This window comes from Pseudomonas sp. LS.1a (assembly GCF_022533585.1).
In the GTDB taxonomy this organism is placed as follows: Bacteria; Pseudomonadota; Gammaproteobacteria; order Pseudomonadales; family Pseudomonadaceae; genus Aquipseudomonas.
On the sequence record NZ_CP092827.1, the window covers coordinates 1,577,726 to 1,594,786 of the forward strand.

Consider the following 17,061-nt stretch of genomic DNA (forward strand, 5'->3'; position numbering starts at 1 on the left):
ATCCGCTCGCCAGCCGTTCAGTGGGCTGGTGGGCCGGACGCGGTGCTACACGGTCCGAGGGCTGTGCATCTCCACCCTGCACGTATCCCTGATAATTCGGGTGCTGCCGCGCGCTGAATCCGCAACGGGTTGCATTTTTCGCCAGCGCAGGTTCTGCGCTGGCGCCATTCATGTCCAAGGCAGGTATTTCCGAAGCATTCGCCGGGCGTTGCGTGGAAGCGACGGGGCGGGCAGAGGTGCAGCGAAAAGAATCGGGTAAGCAGGTGAAACACCGCACTTGTCGTTTTTTTCGGTCTTCTCTACACAGCGCTGGTGGCGATTCCAGGCAATTCGGTAAACTGGCGAAAACCCCGTAGGACGGCCTCGCGTCCTGGAGAATTGCGTTGGTCAGGGGCCGGCTGGAAGCCTGGTGCCGCTGGCCTGCCGCTTTTGGCGGCGTTCGCGACTATAGCAGCAATGATTAAGTGCTTCAATTCCATAAAAAATTGTTATGATCCCGCCATGACGACCAATACCCCTCCGACTTCCGGCGTTCAGCTGATCGAAGTCGCGCCGGAACTTGCCGGCCAACGCATCGACAATTTCCTCATCACGGCCCTCAAGGGCGTGCCCAAGACCTTGGTCTACCGCATCCTGCGCAAGGGTGAAGTACGGGTCAACAAGGGGCGCGTCAAGCCAGAGTACAAGATCCAGGCCGGCGATATCGTGCGGGTACCGCCCGTCCGCCTGCCGGAACGTGACGAACCGGCGCCGGTGGCCCAGGGCCTGCTGCAGCGCCTGGAGGCGGCCATCGTCTACGAAGACAAGGCGCTGATCGTGATGAACAAGCCGGCCGGCATCGCCGTGCATGGCGGCAGCGGCCTGAGTTTCGGCGTGATCGAGGCGCTGCGCCAGTTGCGCCCGGACGCCAAGGAGCTGGAGCTGGTGCATCGCCTGGACCGCGATACCTCCGGCCTGCTGATGATCGCCAAGAAGCGCAGCATGCTGCGCCACTTGCACGCCGCGCTGCGCGGTGATGGTGTCGACAAGCGCTACATGGCGCTGGTGCGCGGCCATTGGCCGACCTCGAAGAAGCAGGTCAGTGCGCCGTTGCTCAAGAGCAACCTGCGTTCCGGCGAGCGCATGGTCGAGGTGAACGACGAGGGCAAAGAGGCGCTGACCCTGTTCCGCGTGCTGCGCCGCTTCGGCGAGTTCGCCACCATTGTCGAGGCGCGCCCGATCACCGGTCGTACTCACCAGATCCGCGTGCACACCCTGCATGCCGGGCATATGATCGCTGGCGACAGCAAGTATGGCGACGAAGACTTCAGCCGCGAGATTCGCGACCTGGGCGGCAAGCGCCTGTTCCTGCATGCCTACGCGCTGACCGTGCCGCTGCCGGACGGTGGTGAGCTGAAGCTCGAAGCGCCGGTGGATGAAGTCTGGGCGAAAACCGTTGAGCGTCTGAGTGCGTCCTGACCTATGAAAAAAGGCTATGAGCTACTGATCTTCGACTGGGACGGCACCTTGGCCGACTCTATCGGGCGTATCGTCGAGGCCATGAACGCCGCCGCCGAGCGTGCCGGTGAGGCGCAAAGCAGCGAGGCTGCGGTCAAGGGCATCATCGGCCTGGCCCTGGGCGAGGCGATCCACACCCTGTACCCGCACCTGGCGCCGGCGCAGGTCGAAAGCTTCCGTCAGCACTATGCCGATATCTACATGGCTCTGGACCAGCAGCCGTCGCCGCTGTTCGAGGGTGTGGTCGAGTCGCTGGATGCCTTCCGTGCCGAGGGTTACCGCCTGGCGGTGGCCACCGGCAAGGCGCGTCGTGGGCTGGATCGGGTGCTCAAGGCCAATGGCTGGGAGCAGTTCTTCGACATCACCCGCGCTGCCGACGAGACCCGCGGCAAGCCGCATCCGCGGATGCTCGAGGAAATCCTCGGCCATTGCGCTGTCGAACCGGGGCGCGCGCTGATGGTTGGCGATTCGGCATTCGACCTGCAGATGGCCAGCAATGCCGGCATGCATTCGGTGGCCGTGGGCTATGGTGCCATGTCGTTGCAGGCGCTGGCCGAGTTTGGTCCGCAGGTGTGCATTGATCATTTCTCCCAGTTGCGTGAGTGGCTGGGTGGTTCCGCAATTCCATTTCCAAGGTAGGTAAGCATGGCAGACGAATGGAAAGCCCCCGAGGCCGAACCCGAGGAGCGCGAAGAGCGCAAGAGCTGGAAGCTGCTGGAAAAGACCCTGCTGGCAGGTGTTCAGGAGCAGCGACGGGCGCGACGCTGGGGGATCTTCTTCAAGTTGCTGACCTTCGTCTACCTGTTCGGCATCCTGGCCTTGTTCACACCGTTGATGGACATGGACAAGGCGGCGTCGCGCAGTGCCAGCCATACCGCGCTGGTCGAGGTGCGCGGGGTGATTGCCGACCAGGAGCCTGCCAGTGCCGACAATATCGTCAAGAGCCTGCGCGAGGCCTTCAAGGACAGCAAGACCAAGGCTGTGGTGATGCGTATCAACAGCCCGGGCGGCAGCCCGGTGCAGTCGGGTTACGTGTATGACGAAATCCGCCGCCTGCGTGCCGAATACCCGGCTATCAAGCTGTATGCGGTCATCACCGACCTTGGCGCTTCCGGTGCCTACTACATCGCCAGCGCGGCGGACGAGATCTATGCCGACAAGGCCAGTCTGGTGGGCTCGATTGGTGTGACAGCGGCTGGTTATGGCTTTGTCGGCACCATGGAGAAGCTAGGTGTGGAGCGGCGTACCTACACTGCGGGCGAGCACAAGGCCTTCCTCGATCCGTTCTCGCCGCAGAAGCCGGAAGAGACCGAGTTCTGGCAGGGCGTGCTGAACACCACGCACCAGCAGTTCATTGCCATGGTCAAGCAGGGGAGGGGTGATCGGCTCAAGGACAAGGAGCACCCGGAGCTGTTCAGTGGTCTGGTCTGGTCGGGTGAGCAGGCCAAGGAGCTGGGACTGGTGGATGGGCTGGGCAGTGCCAGCTATGTGGCGCGTGAGATCGTGGGTGAGAAGGAGCTGGTGGACTTCACTGTGCAGGAATCGGCGCTCGATCGCTTCTCCAAGCGCGTGGGGGCCAGCGTGGCTGAGCGCCTGGCGATGTGGATGGGGTTCCAGGGGCCGCAGTTGCGCTGATTTTGTGCAGGGTGGCGGTCTTGGGTTTTGCGTCGTCTGTGAGATCGAGCGCCGCGCGGGCGGCGCTCGATCTGTCAGGCGCAAAAAAATCTTGAGGCGAACTACGGGATAATCACTCCTTCCTTGGTCAACATATCCACTAGCCGAATCAACGGCAGCCCAATCAGGCTGGTCGCATCGCACCCGTGTGTGCTCTGGAACAAACTCACCCCCAGCCCCTCCGCCTTGAAACTCCCGGCGCAGTCCAGCGGCTGTTCTGCCGCCACGTAGCGCTCCACCCGCTCCCGGTCCAGTTCGCGCAGGGTCACGGTAAACGGCACGCAGTCCACCTGGCAGTGCCCGGTGGCGCTGTTCAGCAATGCCAACCCGGTCAGGAAGCTCACCTGCTGCCCGCTGCACTCCAGCAGCTGCTCGCAGGCCCGCTCGAACGTATGTGGTTTGCCCAGTACCTGTTCGCCCAGTACCGCAACCTGGTCCGAGCCGATGATCAGGTGCTCGGGGTGGCTGCCCGCCAGGGCTTCGGCTTTTTGCCTGGCCAGCCGGCGCACCAGCTCCACCGCGGGTTCGTCATCCAGGCGCCGCTCGTCTATGTCGGGGCTTGCCCAGGTGAAGGGCAGGCGCAGGCGCGCGAGCAGTTCGCGGCGATAGGCAGAGCTGGAAGCCAGTAACAGAGGAAGCATGGTAGACTCCTGAATCAGTTGAACAAATTCTATCACGCACGATGCCGCCGAATTTCCTTTGACAGGGGCGGGGGGCATCCCTAGAATGCTGCGCCTATGTTGAATGACCCGATTCCACCTCACGTTGACCCGCGCAAATTAGCCGATCGTGGCGTAACCATTAACGGTTCGCTGCAACTCGCTGATTTGGAAAGACTCTGCGACCCGCTTTCCGACAATGTCGGTACGGTGCAGGCGAAGTTCGATTTTGAACGAGATGAACAGCACGTGGTGGTTATCCACAGCGAGCTGGACGTCGAAGTCAAGATGGTTTGCCAGCGTTGTCTTGAGCTGGTCACCCTGCCGATCCACAGCGAATGTACGTACGCCGTGGTGAAGGAGGGTGCGAATACCCAGTCGTTGCCGAAAGGCTATGACGTGCTGGAACTGGGCGAAGATCCTTTGGATCTGCAGGCATTGGTCGAGGAAGAGCTTTTGCTTGCCTTGCCAATCGTGCCTGCTCACCATCCGGAAGAATGCCAGCAGCCGGCGGGCGCAGACGAGCCCGAATCGAGCAAGGACGAGGTATCGCGGTCCAACCCGTTCAGTGTTTTGGCGCAGTTAAAGCGTGACCCAAACGTTTAGGAGTTAATCAATTATGGCTGTTCAGCAGAACAAAAAATCCCGCTCTGCCCGTGACATGCGCCGTTCGCACGACGCCCTGTCGGAAAACGCGCTGTCGGTAGAGAAAACCACCGGTGAAGTTCACCTGCGTCACCACGTTTCGCCAGAAGGCGTATACCGTGGTCGCAAAGTGGTCGACAAGGGCGCTGACGAGTAATCCTTGTCCGCTCAGATCATCGCGATCGACGCAATGGGCGGGGACTTCGGTCCCCGCAGCATTGTCCAGGCTAGCATTGCCTGCCTTTCGGCTACCCCCTCGCTGCACCTGACCCTCGTCGGTCAACCCTCCCTCCTAGAAGATCTTGTCAGCGGCCTTGCGGCTGCGGATCGCGCGCGCCTGCAGATCGTGGCCGCAAGCGAGGTGGTCGGCATGGACGAACGGCCATCCCAGGCGCTGCGCGGCAAGCCGGACTCGTCGATGCGCATCGCCCTCGAACTGGTGCGCGACGGCAAGGCCCAGGCCTGCGTCAGTGCCGGCAACACCGGGGCGCTGATGGCGCTGTCGCGTTTCGTGCTCAAGACGCTGCCGGGTATCGACCGGCCGGCGATGGTGGCGGCGATCCCGACCCAGACCGGCTACTGCCAGTTGCTCGACCTGGGCGCCAATGTCGACTGCAGCGCTGAAAACCTCTACCAGTTCGCCGTGATGGGCTCGGTGGCCGCCCAGGCCCTGGGTGTGCAGCGGCCGCGCGTGGCGCTATTGAACATCGGTACTGAAGACATCAAGGGCAACCAGCAGGTCAAGCTGGCGGCCAGCCTGTTGCAGAACGCCCGCGGGCTCAACTACATAGGCTTCGTCGAAGGTGACGGGTTGTATCGCGGCGAAGCCGATGTGGTGGTGTGCGACGGGTTCGTCGGCAACATCCTGCTCAAGTCCAGTGAAGGGCTGGCGACGATGATCGGTGCGCGCATCGAGCAGTTGTTCAAGGGCGGCGTGTTGTCGCGGGCAGCCGGGGCCGTGGCCATGCCACTGCTCAAGCGCCTGCAGGCCGACCTGGCGCCGGCGCGGCACAATGGTGCGAGCTTCCTGGGGTTGCAGGGCATCGTCATCAAGAGCCATGGCTCGGCGGGGGTGCAGGGCTTCCAGAGTGCCATCCAGCGGGCGTTGATCGAGATCCAGGAAAACCTGCCGCAGCGCTTGCATGGGCGGCTGGAGGATTTGCTGTTGTAGCCTGTGCCGACACCTTCGCGGGTAAACCCGCTCCCACAGGTGCCCCACGACCTTCAGGCCTGGGGTAACCCTGTGGGAGCGGGTTCACCCGCGAAAGGGCCGTCACTGAAGGAACAAAGACCTTAGGCATATCGCTGATGAAGTGCTTAAATGTGACCGCTTGGTCTGCGTATCCATCCAAGCTTTCAGATTCCGCGCCTGGCCCAGGGCCTGGCGCACCCTATCCGACGACAAGATCATAAGGGCTTGTTCAATGTCTGCATCTCTCGCATTCGTCTTTCCCGGTCAAGGTTCCCAGTCGCTGGGCATGCTCGCCGAGCTCGGCGCCGAGAAGCCAGTGATCATCGAAACCTTCAAGGAAGCGTCCGAGGCACTCGGTTACGACCTGTGGAAGCTGGTCCAGGAAGGCCCGGAAGAGCAACTCAACCAGACCGACAAGACCCAGCCGGCCATCCTCACCGCGTCCATCGCGCTGTGGCGCCTGTGGCTGGAAGAAGGCGGTGCCAGGCCGGCCTTCGTCTCTGGTCACAGCCTGGGTGAATACAGCGCCCTGGTTGCCGCTGGCAGCCTGAGCCTGAAGGATGCCGTGCGCCTGGTCGAGCGCCGTGGTCAGCTGATGCAGGAAGCCGTGCCGGCCGGCCATGGCGCCATGGCCGCCATTCTCGGCCTGGATGACGCCGTGGTCGTGGAAATCTGCGCCGAAGCGGCCGAGGACCAAGTGGTCAGCGCGGTCAACTTCAACTCGCCAGGCCAGGTGGTCATCGCCGGCAACAAGGCCGCCGTCGATCGCGCCATCGAGCTGTGCAAGGCCAAGGGTGCCAAGCGCGCCCTGCCGCTGGCGGTCAGCGTGCCGTCGCACTGCGCGCTGATGAAACCGGCTGCCGAGCGCTTTGCCGAGGCGGTCAACGCCATCGAATGGCAGGCTCCGCAAATTCCTGTGGTGCAGAACGTCACCGCTGCCGTTGCCGCTGATCTCGGCGCCCTCAAGCACGACCTGCTGGCACAGCTGTACCAGCCGGTGCGCTGGGTCGAATGCGTGCAGACCCTGGCCGCGAACGGTGCGGTCAACCTGGTCGAGTGCGGCCCGGGCAAGGTTCTGGCGGGCTTGAACAAGCGTTGCGCCGACGGCGTGACCACCTACAACCTCAATACCCCTGACGCCGTTGCCGCCACCCGCGCGGCACTGGCCTGATTTGGAGAAGCTTGCATGAGCCTGCAAGGTAAAGTTGCACTGGTCACCGGCGCCAGCCGTGGCATTGGCCAGGCCATCGCCCTCGAACTGGGTCGCCAGGGCGCGACCGTGATCGGCACCGCCACTTCGGCTTCCGGCGCCGAGCGCATTGCTGCCACCCTGAAAGAGCACGGCATCGCCGGTACTGGCATGGAACTGAACGTGACCAGCGCCGAATCGGTTGAGGCTGTACTGGCCGCCATCGGTGAGCAGTTCGGCGCACCGGCCATCCTGGTCAACAACGCCGGTATCACACGCGACAACCTCATGCTGCGCATGAAGGACGACGAGTGGTTCGACGTGATCGATACCAATCTGAACAGCCTCTACCGTCTGTCCAAGGGTGTGCTGCGCGGCATGACCAAGGCGCGTTGGGGTCGTATCATCAGCATCGGCTCGGTCGTCGGTGCCATGGGCAACGCCGGCCAGGCCAACTACGCGGCCGCCAAGGCCGGCCTGGAAGGCTTCAGTCGCGCTCTGGCGCGTGAAGTGGGCTCGCGTGGCATCACCGTCAACTCGGTGACTCCGGGCTTCATCGACACCGACATGACCCGCGAGCTGCCAGAAGCGCAGCGCGAAGCCCTGCAGACCCAGATCCCGCTGGGCCGCCTGGGCCAGGCCGACGAAATTGCCAAGGTGGTTTCGTTCCTGGCATCCGACGGCGCAGCCTACGTTACCGGCGCCACCGTGCCGGTCAACGGCGGGATGTACATGTAACACTGCAACTCAATGTGACGGATTTCGTAAAAAAAGAGTCATACTGCGAGCCTAAAATCCGTTATAAAGCTGCAACCAGATTCCAGGCAGCGGGTGTGGTGACTGGTGTGAAAGTGCGTTTAGCTTGAAAAGCGAACGTCTTTCTATAAAATTAGCCACCGGCCAGCTGCCTGACATATGTCCATTAGGAGTGAAAACTAGGTATGAGCACCATCGAAGAACGCGTCAAGAAAATCGTCGCCGAGCAACTGGGCGTCAAGGAAGAGGAAGTGACTCTCGAGAAGTCCTTCGTCGATGACCTGGGTGCCGATTCGCTTGACACCGTTGAGCTGGTGATGGCTCTGGAAGAGGAATTCGAGACCGAAATCCCTGACGAAGAAGCCGAGAAGATCACTACCGTTCAAGCTGCTGTAGACTACGTCAAAAGCCACCAGGCCTAAGACGCTGTAGTCGACGCTTCTTGTCGGGAAAAACCGCACTGCCTTTGCCGGCGTGCGGTTTTTTCTTTGCGAGCGCCCTGTATTTTGCAGGTCGGCCTCGTTCACCGAGCACCTAGAGCTTGTTGCCATTTCATTCCATTGCTTGTAATGCAATGGCAAGAAACTCTGTGATTAGAAAAAGGAGAGTACTGTGTCGCGTAGACGCGTCGTGGTCACCGGTATGGGTATGCTGTCGCCACTGGGTACCGATGTACCGAGCACCTGGCAGGGCATTCTGGCTGGCCGCAGTGGCATCGGTCCGATCGAACACACGGACCTGTCTGCCTACTCCACCCGTTTTGGCGGCTCGGTGAAAGGCTTCGAGGTCGAGCAATACCTGTCGGCCAAAGAGGCCCGCAAACTCGATCTGTTCATCCAGTACGGCCTGGCGGCAGGGTTCCAGGCGGTGCGTAATGCCGGCCTGGAAGTCACCGACGCCAACCGCCAGCGTATTGGTGTGGCCATGGGCTCGGGTATCGGTGGCCTGACCAACATCGAAGAAACCAGCCGCACCCTGCACGATTCGGGGCCGCGTCGTATTTCGCCGTTCTTCGTGCCAGGCTCGATCATCAACATGATCTCCGGCTTCCTGTCGATCCACCTGGGGTTGCAAGGGCCGAACTACGCCATTGCCACTGCCTGCACCACGGGCACCCATTGCATCGGCATGGCTGCGCGCAACATCGCTTACGGTGAAGCCGACGTGATGATCGCCGGCGGCGCCGAAATGGCCGCCTGCGGCCTCGGCATGGGCGGTTTCGGTGCCTCGCGTGCACTGTCCACCCGCAACGACGAGCCAAGCCGGGCAAGCCGCCCATGGGACAAGGGCCGTGACGGCTTCGTGCTGTCCGACGGTGCCGGTGCCCTGGTGCTCGAAGAGCTGGAGCATGCCCAGGCACGCGGCGCGACCATCTATGCCGAGCTGGTCGGCTTTGGCATGAGCGGCGACGCCTACCACATGACTTCGCCACCCGACACCGGTGAAGGCGCTGCCCGCTGCATGGCCAACGCCCTGCGCGATGCCGGCATCCAGCCGGAAGAGGTCAGCTACATCAACGCCCACGGCACCTCGACCCCGGCGGGCGACGTGGCCGAAGTGGCGGCGATCAAGCGCGTGTTCGGTGAGCATGCCTACAAGCTGGCGGTCAGCTCGACCAAGTCGATGACTGGCCACCTGCTGGGCGCCGCCGGTGCCGTGGAAGCGATCTTCAGCGTGCTGGCGATCAACAGCCAGATGGCTCCGCCCACCATCAACCTGGACGAGCCGGACGAAGGCTGCGACCTCGACTTCGTGCCGCACCAGGCGCGCAGCATGCCGATCGATGTGGTGCTGTCCAACTCGTTCGGCTTTGGCGGCACCAACGGTTCGCTGGTATTCCGCCGGTTCGCCGGTTGATGCACAGCTGGATCGATGGCCAGCCGGCAGCTGCAGTCAACCTGCAGAACCGCGGCCTGGCCTACGGCGATGGCCTGTTCGAGACCATCGCCGTGCGCGGCGGCCGGCCCAGCCTGCTGGACGGCCATCTTGCACGCCTGGCGCTGGGTTGCCAGCGCCTGGCGATCAGCGCCGACCTGGCGCTGGTGCGCGACGAACTCCTGCGCTATGCCAGCCAGCTCGGTGATGGTGTGGCCAAACTCATCATTACCCGTGGCGACAGCCAGCGCGGTTACGCCCCGGTTGCCGGTGTCGCGCCGCGACGTATCCTGCAGGGCAGCCCGTTGCCCAGCTATCCTGTCGAACATGCCGAACGCGGCGTGCGCTTGTTCCCGTGCCAGACCCGGCTTGGGGAACAACCGCTGCTGGCTGGCCTCAAACATCTCAACCGCCTGGAGCAGGTACTGGCCCGTGCCGAATGGCAGGACAGCGAACATGCCGAAGGCCTGATGCGTGACGGGCAGGGCAGGGTGATCGAAGGGGTGTACAGCAATCTGTTCCTGGTGCGCGATGGCGTACTGCTCACGGCCGATCTCAGCCGCTGTGGCGTCGCTGGCGTGATGCGGGCTGCGTTGCTGGAACAGGCAGCGCTGCAAGGCATCCCGGTGCAGGTCTGCGACTTGCCGTTCGACGCGCTGGAGCAGGCAGATGAAGTATTTGTTTGCAATAGCGTCTACGGTGTCTGGCCTGTGCGTGGCGTTGCCGCGCTAAACTGGTCGCCGGGCCCGCTCACCCGTAAACTGCAGGCCGTTGCCCGTACGTTACTGGAAACCTGAATTCGTGAGACGTAAATTCCTGCTGCTGCTGGAAATGGGCTTGATCCTCGCCGGCCTGGCTGTGGGCTGGTCGGCCTGGAAGGTCAACTCGGTCCTGGAGCAGCCCCTGCACGTCACGCAGGAGCGCCTGCTCGACGTGCCCAATGGCACCACCCCCAACCGCATGTTCTATCGCATGCAGAACGAAGGGTTGCTCGACGACGCCGTCTGGTTGCGCCTGTACTGGCGCTTCAACATGGCCGGCACGCCCCTGCACACCGGCGAGTACCGCCTGACACCCGGCATGACCGTGGAGCAGCTGTTCGATGCCTGGCGTCGGGCTGATGTGGTGCAGTACAACCTGACCCTGGTCGAAGGCTGGACCTTCCGCCAGGTGCGCTCGGCTGTGGCCAAGCATGAAAAGATCAAGCACACCCTGGACGGCCTGTCCGACGCGGAAGTCATGGACAAGCTCGGCCATACCGGCGTGTTCCCCGAGGGGCGCTTCTTCCCGGACACCTACCGCTTCGTGCGCGGCATGAGCGATGTCGAGTTGCTGCAGCAGGCCTATATGCGCCTGGATGAAGTGCTGGCCAAGGAGTGGGCCGAGCGCACCACCGACCTGCCATACCGTGACCCGTACCAGGCGTTGATCATGGCCTCGCTGGTGGAGAAGGAAACCGGCATTCCCCAGGAGCGCGGGCAGATCGCCGGGGTTTTCGTACGGCGCCTGCGCCTGGGCATGATGCTGCAGACCGACCCGACGGTGATCTACGGCATGGGTGAGCGCTACAATGGCAAGATCACCCGCGCCGACCTGCGCGAGCCGACGCCGTACAACACCTACACCATCACCGGCCTGCCGCCGACCCCGATTGCCATGGTCGGCCGCGAGGCGATTCACGCGGCGCTCAACCCGTCCGATGGCACCAGCCTGTACTTCGTCGCCCGTGGCGATGGCAGCCATGTGTTTTCCGACGACCTCGACGACCACAACTCGGCGGTGCGCGAGTTCCAGCTCAAGCGCCGTGCGGACTACCGCTCCAGCCCTGCGCCGCAATCGCAGCCAGAGCCACAGCCGGGTGCCGGCGAGGCCGAACAGCCCGAGGCGCCTGAGGACGACTCTACTGCGCAGCCGGCACTCGATCAGCCGCCTGTGCAGGACGCCCCTGCCGGCGGCGCGCAAGCGGCCGAACGGCCGATGCCTGACGAACAACATTAAGGACTGCCCGTGAGCGGCTTGTTTATTACTTTGGAAGGCCCCGAAGGCGCGGGCAAGAGCACCAACCGCGACTACCTGGCTGCACGCCTGCGTGAGCAGGGGCTGGACGTGGTGCTCACCCGTGAACCCGGCGGTACGCCGCTGGCCGAAAAGGTGCGTGAGCTGCTGTTGGCGCCCAGCGACGAAAGCATGGCGGCCGACACCGAGTTGCTGCTGGTGTTTGCTGCGCGTGCACAGCACCTGGCCCAGGTGATTCGTCCAGCGCTGGCCCGCGGGGCTGTCGTTTTGTGTGACAGATTTACCGATGCCACATACGCCTATCAGGGGGGCGGGCGCGGTTTGCCAGTAGAGCGTATCGCTACTCTGGAGCAATTCGTCCAGGGCGACCTGCGCCCGGACCTGACCCTGGTCTTCGACCTGCCGGTCGAGGTGGGCCTGGCCCGTGCCGCCGCCCGTGGCCGCCTGGACCGTTTCGAGCAGGAAGGCCAGGGGTTCTTCGAAGCGGTGCGCCAGGCCTACCTGCAACGCGCCGGGCGGGAACCGCAGCGCTATAGCCTGCTCGATGCCGCCCAGCCTCTGGAAGCCGTGCAGCGTGCCATCGATGCGCTGCTGCCAGGCATCGTGGAGCGTTGCCGTGGCTGAGGCCTATCCTTGGCAGGAGGCACTCTGGCAGCAACTGGCCGGCCGTAGCCAGCACGCTCACGCCTACCTGCTGCATGGGCCGCAGGGGATTGGCAAGCGCGCCCTGGCCGAGCGCCTGATGGCCCGCCTGCTGTGCCAGCACCCACAAGGCCTGGAGGCCTGTGGCGAGTGCAAGTCCTGCTTGCTGCTCAAGGCCGGCAGCCACCCGGACAACTTTGTCCTCGAGCCCGAAGAAGCCGACAAGCCGATCAAGGTCGACCAGGTGCGCGAGCTGGTGGCCTTCGTGGTGCAGACTGCGCAGCTGGGTGGGCGCAAGGTGGTGCTGATCGAGCCGGTGGAGGCGATGAACGTCAACGCCTCCAACGCCCTGCTCAAGAGCCTCGAGGAGCCCTCTGGCGATACCGTGTTGCTGCTGGTCACCCACCAGCCCAGCCGCCTGTTGCCGACCATCAAGAGCCGTTGCCAGCAGGTGGCCTGCCCGCAGCCCAGCCTGGCCCAGAGCCAGGCCTGGCTGGCCGGCGCGCTGCCCGACAGTGACGAGGCCGAGCGCGACGAGTTGCTGACCCTGGCGGCCGGTTCGCCGCTGATGGCCGTCAGCCTGCAGGCGCAAGGCGTGCGCGAGCAGCGCGCGCTGGTCACCGACGGGGTGAAGAAGCTGCTCAAGCAGCAGCAATCGCCCAGCCAGCTCGCCGATGCCTGGAGCGGTGTGCCGCTGTTGCTGCTGTTCGACTGGTTCTGCGATTGGGCGCACCTGATCCTGCGCTACCAATTGACCCAGGACGAGGAGGGGCTAGGCTTGGCCGATATGCGCAAGGTGGTGCAGTACCTGGCGCAGAAGAGCCGCCAGGCCAAGGTGCTGGAGGTGCAGGCGTGGATACTGGAACAGCGCCAGAAGGTGCTGGGCAAGGCCAACCTCAACCGTGCGTTGTTGCTTGAATCGTTGCTGGCCCATTGGCTGCAACTGCCGGGCGCCCGCTGATTTCCCATTTTTCATGTGTGTTGTTATCCCATGCTCGTAGATTCCCATTGCCACCTCGACCGTCTTGACCTGAGCGCCCATCAGGGCTCCCTTGATGCTGCCCTGCAGGCGGCGCGTGAGCGCGGGGTCGGGCATTTTCTGTGTATTGGCGTCAGTGCCGAGAATGCTGGCGCGGTGAAGGCGCTGAGCGAGCGGTACGCCGATGTCGATTGCTCGGTGGGCGTACACCCGCTGGACCTGGCGCCGGGCGAAACGCCGGCGCTGGAATGGCTGCTGCGCGAACTGGCTCACCCACATGTGGTGGCCATTGGTGAAACCGGGCTGGATTACCACTACGAGCCGGAGGCTGCAGAGCTGCAGCAGGCGTCGTTCCGCCTGCATCTGGAGGCCTCGCGACAGACCGGCAAGCCGGTGATCGTGCACACCCGTGCGGCGCGTGCCGATACCTTGGCGCTGCTGCGCGAGGCCAACCTGCCGCAGGCTGGCGTGCTGCACTGCTTCACCGAAGACTGGGACATGGCCAAGGCGGCGCTTGACCTGGGGTATTACATTTCGTTGTCTGGCATCGTTACCTTCCGCAATGCCGATGCCCTGCGTGAAGTGGCGCGGCAGGTACCGGTAGATCGGTTGCTGGTGGAGACGGATTCGCCGTATCTGGCGCCGATTCCGCACCGGGGCAAGCCGAATTTGCCACAGTATGTGCGTGAGGTGGCGGAGTACGTCGCTTCGTTGCGCGGGGCCAGTTATGAGCAGTTGGCTGAGCAGACAACGGCGAATTTCAAGCGCTTGTTCCCGTTGGCGCGGGTGGGCTGATTCGCAGGGTTGGTATTGCGTGAGGGCCACCAGGGGCTCGCCATAGCAGTTTTAGCGCCTGTGAGATCGAGCGCCGCCCGCGCGGCGCATCGCGAGCGAAGCTCGCTCCTACATTTTTTCGGGCCAATTATTCCTGTGGGATTTGCGCGCGAACGCCTTGGCGCATGGCTCGATATCGCGTCGTACAAACAAGGCGGTCGCGCGCGCTGGCACAGGCGATACTGGCCCGAAACAGATGTAGGAGCGAGCTTCGCTCGCGATGCGCCGCGCGGGCGGCGCTCGATTTCACAGGCGCTGCAAAACTTGAGGCAGGCACCTGGTAGCCCGCCTGCAATCCTCCTCGAAACACCCAAAAAAAACCCGGGTTCTGGGGGGGGAATCCGGGTTAAGACCATTAGGAGTAAAACAAAGGTACGCGGTCCCTGAGCACCTTTATCGGCGCGCCACTTGGGGGGGATGCGCCGCGCCAACACTTCAAGTATTGGTCAGGTTTGGCGCAGTGCCAGTGCATATTGGTCGTTTTTTAAACAGATTTGGAATACGCCGACGTTTCATTCCTCCCGCAGCGCATGGCCGTATGCATCGTGAAACACAGACATGCGTGGATGATCCGTGCAATTTCCCGCAAGTTAGGCATAATAAACCGCTTCGATTGTCATCCAGTCCTTCCTATGCAGAAAGAACCTCGTAAGGTCCGTGAGTTTCGCCGCCGCGAACAGGAAATCCTCGACACCGCGCTCAAGCTGTTTCTCGAACAGGGTGAAGACAGCGTCACCGTCGAGATGATCGCTGACGCCGTGGGCATCGGCAAAGGCACGATCTACAAGCACTTCAAGTCCAAGGCGGAGATCTACCTGCGCCTGATGCTCGACTACGAGCGTGACCTGAACGCGCTGTTGCATTCGGCCGACGTCGACCGCGACAAGGAAGCCCTGTCGCGAGCCTACTTCGAGTTCCGCATGCGCGACCCGCAGCGTTACCGGCTGTTCGACCGCCTGGAAGAAAAGGTGGTCAAGGGCAACCAGGTGCCGGAAATGGTCGAGCAGTTGCACAGCATTCGTGCCTCCAACTTCGACCGCCTGACCCAGTTGATCAAGGGCCGTATCAGCGAAGGCAAGCTCGAAGACGTGCCGCCGTACTTCCACTATTGCGCCGCCTGGGCGCTGGTGCACGGTGCCGTGGCGCTGTACCACTCGCCGTTCTGGAGCAATGTGCTGGAGGATCAGGAAGGCTTCTTCCAGTTCCTGATGGACATTGGCGTGCGCATGGGCAACAAGCGCAAGCGCGATCCCGAACCTTCCAACTGAGATAGTGCAGGCTCTCCCTGAAGCCTGCCAGGCAGCGTTATTGGGGCTGCGCAGCAGCCCCATGACTGACAAGCCTGCTCCCGCGACAGCACGGCGACACCGACAGCGGCAAAAAGGATAGGGGCTTGCAAAAACCTGATTTATGAGTCAGGTTTTGCCAGCCCTCATCATCCATGCCGGAGTCATTCATGATCGTCGATCGTCAAGGCAGGCGTTTTCGCAACCTGCGCGTCAGCCTGACGGCTGCCTGTAATTATGCCTGCACCTACTGCGTACCAGACGGCAAGCGCCTGGTGGCAGCGCAGGACGAGCTGCCGGCGGATGCCCTGGCCCGTGGCGTGGCCTACCTGATCGAAGCCGCCGGCATCGAGCGCTTGCGCATCACCGGCGGTGAGCCATTGGTCAGCCCGCGCCTGGATGCCTTCCTGGCTGCCGTGGCCAAGCTCGACCTTGAGGATATCTCGCTGACCACCAATGGCCAGCTGCTGGCGCGCAAGCTGCCCCAGTTGCAGGCGGCCGGTATCCGCCGGCTGAACGTTTCCCTCGATACCCTCGACCCGCAGGCCTTCCGCCGCATTGCCCGGGGTGGCGATCTGGCCAGTGTGCTGGCGGGTATGGAGCAGGCCAGTGCCCTGGGCATGCAAATCAAGGTGAACATGGTGCCGATGCGCGGGCACAACCTCGAGCAGGTGCTGCCACTGCTGGATTACTGCCTTGAGCGCGGCTTCGAACTGCGCTTCATCGAACTCATGCGCATGGGCCACCTGGCCCGTGACCACAACGCCTTCCTGCAACAGTTCGTCGGCCTCGACCAGTTGCTCGCACTGATCGCTGGCAAGCATGCCTATGCCCAGGTCGACGCGCCGCTGGACGCCACCGCCTTGCGTTATCAGATCCCTGGCAAAGGCCACTTCGGCGTGATCGCCAACGAAAGCGTACCGTTCTGCCGCACCTGCTCGCGGCTGCGCCTGTCCTCCACGGGCTGGCTGCATGGCTGCCTGTCGTCGGGCAATCGCCATTTCGTCGGCGACCTGCTGGAAAAGCCGCGTCATCAGGCGCTACCGGCCCTGCAGCGCTTGCTGGTGAAGGCCTTGGCAGACAAGCAGGACCTGGCGTTTTCCGGTGGTGTGATGGTGATGAAGGTGATCGGTGGCTGAAGCTGGCGCAAAAGCTGCATCCGCCGGCTATTCGCCGGTTTTTCGTCGCCGGCCACTGGAGGAAAGATGCGTAGCCTGGTTTTGCTGCTGGCGCTGATGGCGCTGGGCGGTTGCATGAATGTCAGCGACATGGGCGAGGGCGTTCGTTATCACATGAGCGATGCCGGTCTGCTGGACCACAGCGATACCCGTCGCACCCTGTCGATCCGCCTGCAGCCCGATTCGTTCATCTTCATCGGCCAGGGTGCGTTCGTGCCACCGGGCAAGGGGCCGGTGCCACGGCAGAACGTGGTGGCCGAGCAGGCCTTCAAGAGTTTTGTCGAGTATTTCCCGCTGGTGCGTCGCGCCCAGGGCCCGCTGGGTCTGGAAGAGGCCATCGCCCAGGCGCGTTCGGTGGGGGCCGACTACGTGCTGTACACCCGCTTTGCCCGTACCGACGACCGAATCGGCAATGGCGACGAGTGGTATGACGAACAGGCGGTCGACCGCCTGGGCTGGGACACCGGTGTGGTGCAGATGATGCTGATCGAAACCAGCACCCGCTACCTGATCGACACAGCGCGTATCAAGAGCCGTGGCGGTTTGTTGACGTTCCACGATAACACCCCGGAGGATTTGCTTGGCGCGCCGATGCGCGAGTACGCTCGTAGCCTTCTGGGTGTGAGTGAATGAGGCAAG

Annotated in this window: 19 protein-coding genes; 18 read left to right on the forward strand and 1 reads right to left on the reverse strand. The window is 63.1% G+C overall.

Annotation, left to right across the window (positions count from 1 at the left end; genetic code table 11):
• The first annotated feature begins 501 nt into the window (after window positions 1–501).
• The 3 genes from rluC to sppA are packed head-to-tail and all read left to right on the forward strand — an operon-like array spanning window position 502 to window position 3,132.
• Window positions 502–1,458 carry a 23S rRNA pseudouridine(955/2504/2580) synthase RluC gene (gene rluC, locus MKK04_RS07280; protein ID WP_013971570.1) on the forward strand — a complete coding sequence of 319 codons (957 nt, stop codon included), beginning with the start codon at window positions 502–504 and terminating at the stop codon, window positions 1,456–1,458.
• A gap of 3 nt (window positions 1,459–1,461) precedes the next feature.
• Window positions 1,462–2,136, forward strand: coding sequence for an HAD family hydrolase (locus tag MKK04_RS07285; RefSeq protein ID WP_207832206.1), 675 nt, complete (start codon window positions 1,462–1,464; stop codon window positions 2,134–2,136).
• A 6-nt stretch (window positions 2,137–2,142) separates the two neighbouring features.
• Complete coding sequence (gene sppA / locus MKK04_RS07290) at window positions 2,143–3,132, forward strand: signal peptide peptidase SppA (protein WP_207832204.1); 990 nt, start codon at window positions 2,143–2,145, stop codon at window positions 3,130–3,132.
• A gap of 101 nt (window positions 3,133–3,233) precedes the next feature.
• Here sppA and MKK04_RS07295 read toward each other — a convergent pair whose 3' ends face one another.
• Complete coding sequence (locus MKK04_RS07295; RefSeq protein WP_241106414.1) at window positions 3,234–3,812, reverse strand: Maf family protein; 579 nt, start codon at window positions 3,810–3,812, stop codon at window positions 3,234–3,236.
• Between the two features lie 96 nt (window positions 3,813–3,908).
• On the opposite strand from MKK04_RS07295, the gene MKK04_RS07300 reads away from it, so the two are divergent.
• From MKK04_RS07300 to MKK04_RS07370, 15 genes are all read left to right on the forward strand, one after another.
• On the forward strand, window positions 3,909–4,436 hold the full coding sequence (locus MKK04_RS07300; RefSeq protein WP_114170339.1) for a YceD family protein: 528 nt from the start codon (window positions 3,909–3,911) through the stop codon (window positions 4,434–4,436).
• 13 nt (window positions 4,437–4,449) lie between these two features.
• Complete coding sequence (rpmF, locus tag MKK04_RS07305; protein WP_003247154.1) at window positions 4,450–4,632, forward strand: 50S ribosomal protein L32; 183 nt, start codon at window positions 4,450–4,452, stop codon at window positions 4,630–4,632.
• A gap of 3 nt (window positions 4,633–4,635) precedes the next feature.
• Complete coding sequence (gene plsX / locus MKK04_RS07310; protein WP_075044133.1) at window positions 4,636–5,646, forward strand: phosphate acyltransferase PlsX; 1,011 nt, start codon at window positions 4,636–4,638, stop codon at window positions 5,644–5,646.
• Between the two features lie 253 nt (window positions 5,647–5,899).
• Window positions 5,900–6,838 carry an ACP S-malonyltransferase gene (gene fabD, locus MKK04_RS07315; protein ID WP_082888261.1) on the forward strand — a complete coding sequence of 313 codons (939 nt, stop codon included), beginning with the start codon at window positions 5,900–5,902 and terminating at the stop codon, window positions 6,836–6,838.
• Between the two features lie 15 nt (window positions 6,839–6,853).
• Window positions 6,854–7,594 carry a 3-oxoacyl-ACP reductase FabG gene (gene fabG, locus MKK04_RS07320; protein ID WP_063911721.1) on the forward strand — a complete coding sequence of 247 codons (741 nt, stop codon included), beginning with the start codon at window positions 6,854–6,856 and terminating at the stop codon, window positions 7,592–7,594.
• A 203-nt stretch (window positions 7,595–7,797) separates the two neighbouring features.
• A complete protein-coding gene (gene acpP, locus MKK04_RS07325) occupies window positions 7,798–8,034 on the forward strand; it encodes an acyl carrier protein (RefSeq protein ID WP_063911722.1) in 237 nt (78 codons plus the stop codon).
• Between the two features lie 190 nt (window positions 8,035–8,224).
• Window positions 8,225–9,469 carry a beta-ketoacyl-ACP synthase II gene (gene fabF / locus MKK04_RS07330; RefSeq protein ID WP_063911723.1) on the forward strand — a complete coding sequence of 415 codons (1,245 nt, stop codon included), beginning with the start codon at window positions 8,225–8,227 and terminating at the stop codon, window positions 9,467–9,469.
• Window positions 9,469–10,284 (forward strand): aminodeoxychorismate lyase, encoded by an 816-nt coding sequence (gene pabC / locus MKK04_RS07335; protein ID WP_207832200.1) that lies wholly within the window; start codon window positions 9,469–9,471, stop codon window positions 10,282–10,284. The genes fabF and pabC overlap by 1 nt, the downstream gene beginning before the upstream one ends.
• 4 nt (window positions 10,285–10,288) lie before the next feature.
• Window positions 10,289–11,485 (forward strand): endolytic transglycosylase MltG, encoded by a 1,197-nt coding sequence (gene mltG / locus MKK04_RS07340; protein WP_241106415.1) that lies wholly within the window; start codon window positions 10,289–10,291, stop codon window positions 11,483–11,485.
• Window positions 11,486–11,494: 9 nt separating this feature from the next.
• A complete protein-coding gene (tmk, locus tag MKK04_RS07345) occupies window positions 11,495–12,127 on the forward strand; it encodes a dTMP kinase (RefSeq protein WP_063911726.1) in 633 nt (210 codons plus the stop codon).
• The gene (locus MKK04_RS07350) at window positions 12,120–13,106 is read left to right on the forward strand and encodes a DNA polymerase III subunit delta' (RefSeq protein ID WP_241106416.1); all 987 of its coding nucleotides are present in this window, start codon (window positions 12,120–12,122) and stop codon (window positions 13,104–13,106) included. The genes tmk and MKK04_RS07350 overlap by 8 nt, the downstream gene beginning before the upstream one ends.
• A gap of 30 nt (window positions 13,107–13,136) precedes the next feature.
• A complete protein-coding gene (locus MKK04_RS07355) occupies window positions 13,137–13,919 on the forward strand; it encodes a TatD family hydrolase (protein WP_207832196.1) in 783 nt (260 codons plus the stop codon).
• Window positions 13,920–14,590: 671 nt separating this feature from the next.
• Window positions 14,591–15,226: a TetR/AcrR family transcriptional regulator gene (locus MKK04_RS07360; protein ID WP_003260720.1), complete on the forward strand. Its 636-nt coding sequence runs from the start codon at window positions 14,591–14,593 to the stop codon at window positions 15,224–15,226.
• A gap of 188 nt (window positions 15,227–15,414) precedes the next feature.
• Complete coding sequence (locus MKK04_RS07365; RefSeq protein ID WP_207832194.1) at window positions 15,415–16,383, forward strand: GTP 3',8-cyclase MoaA; 969 nt, start codon at window positions 15,415–15,417, stop codon at window positions 16,381–16,383.
• A gap of 66 nt (window positions 16,384–16,449) precedes the next feature.
• The gene (locus tag MKK04_RS07370; RefSeq protein ID WP_063911729.1) at window positions 16,450–17,055 is read left to right on the forward strand and encodes a DUF4823 domain-containing protein; all 606 of its coding nucleotides are present in this window, start codon (window positions 16,450–16,452) and stop codon (window positions 17,053–17,055) included.
• The last annotated feature ends 6 nt before the right edge of the window (window positions 17,056–17,061 follow it).

Excerpts from the sequence above, each read along its gene's own strand:
- rluC (WP_013971570.1), top strand. The coding sequence starts at position 502 with ATGACGACCAATACCCCTCCGACTTCCGGCGTTCAGCTGATCGAAGTC.
- MKK04_RS07285 (WP_207832206.1), top strand. The coding sequence starts at position 1,462 with ATGAAAAAAGGCTATGAGCTACTGATCTTCGACTGGGACGGCACCTTG.
- sppA (WP_207832204.1), top strand. The coding sequence starts at position 2,143 with ATGGCAGACGAATGGAAAGCCCCCGAGGCCGAACCCGAGGAGCGCGAA.
- MKK04_RS07295 (WP_241106414.1), bottom strand. The coding sequence starts at position 3,812 with ATGCTTCCTCTGTTACTGGCTTCCAGCTCTGCCTATCGCCGCGAACTG.
- MKK04_RS07300 (WP_114170339.1), top strand. The coding sequence starts at position 3,909 with ATGTTGAATGACCCGATTCCACCTCACGTTGACCCGCGCAAATTAGCC.
- rpmF (WP_003247154.1), top strand. The coding sequence starts at position 4,450 with ATGGCTGTTCAGCAGAACAAAAAATCCCGCTCTGCCCGTGACATGCGC.
- fabD (WP_082888261.1), top strand. The coding sequence starts at position 5,900 with ATGTCTGCATCTCTCGCATTCGTCTTTCCCGGTCAAGGTTCCCAGTCG.
- fabG (WP_063911721.1), top strand. The coding sequence starts at position 6,854 with ATGAGCCTGCAAGGTAAAGTTGCACTGGTCACCGGCGCCAGCCGTGGC.
- acpP (WP_063911722.1), top strand. The coding sequence starts at position 7,798 with ATGAGCACCATCGAAGAACGCGTCAAGAAAATCGTCGCCGAGCAACTG.
- pabC (WP_207832200.1), top strand. The coding sequence starts at position 9,469 with ATGCACAGCTGGATCGATGGCCAGCCGGCAGCTGCAGTCAACCTGCAG.
- MKK04_RS07355 (WP_207832196.1), top strand. The coding sequence starts at position 13,137 with ATGCTCGTAGATTCCCATTGCCACCTCGACCGTCTTGACCTGAGCGCC.
- MKK04_RS07360 (WP_003260720.1), top strand. The coding sequence starts at position 14,591 with ATGCAGAAAGAACCTCGTAAGGTCCGTGAGTTTCGCCGCCGCGAACAG.
- MKK04_RS07365 (WP_207832194.1), top strand. The coding sequence starts at position 15,415 with ATGATCGTCGATCGTCAAGGCAGGCGTTTTCGCAACCTGCGCGTCAGC.
- MKK04_RS07370 (WP_063911729.1), top strand. The coding sequence starts at position 16,450 with ATGCGTAGCCTGGTTTTGCTGCTGGCGCTGATGGCGCTGGGCGGTTGC.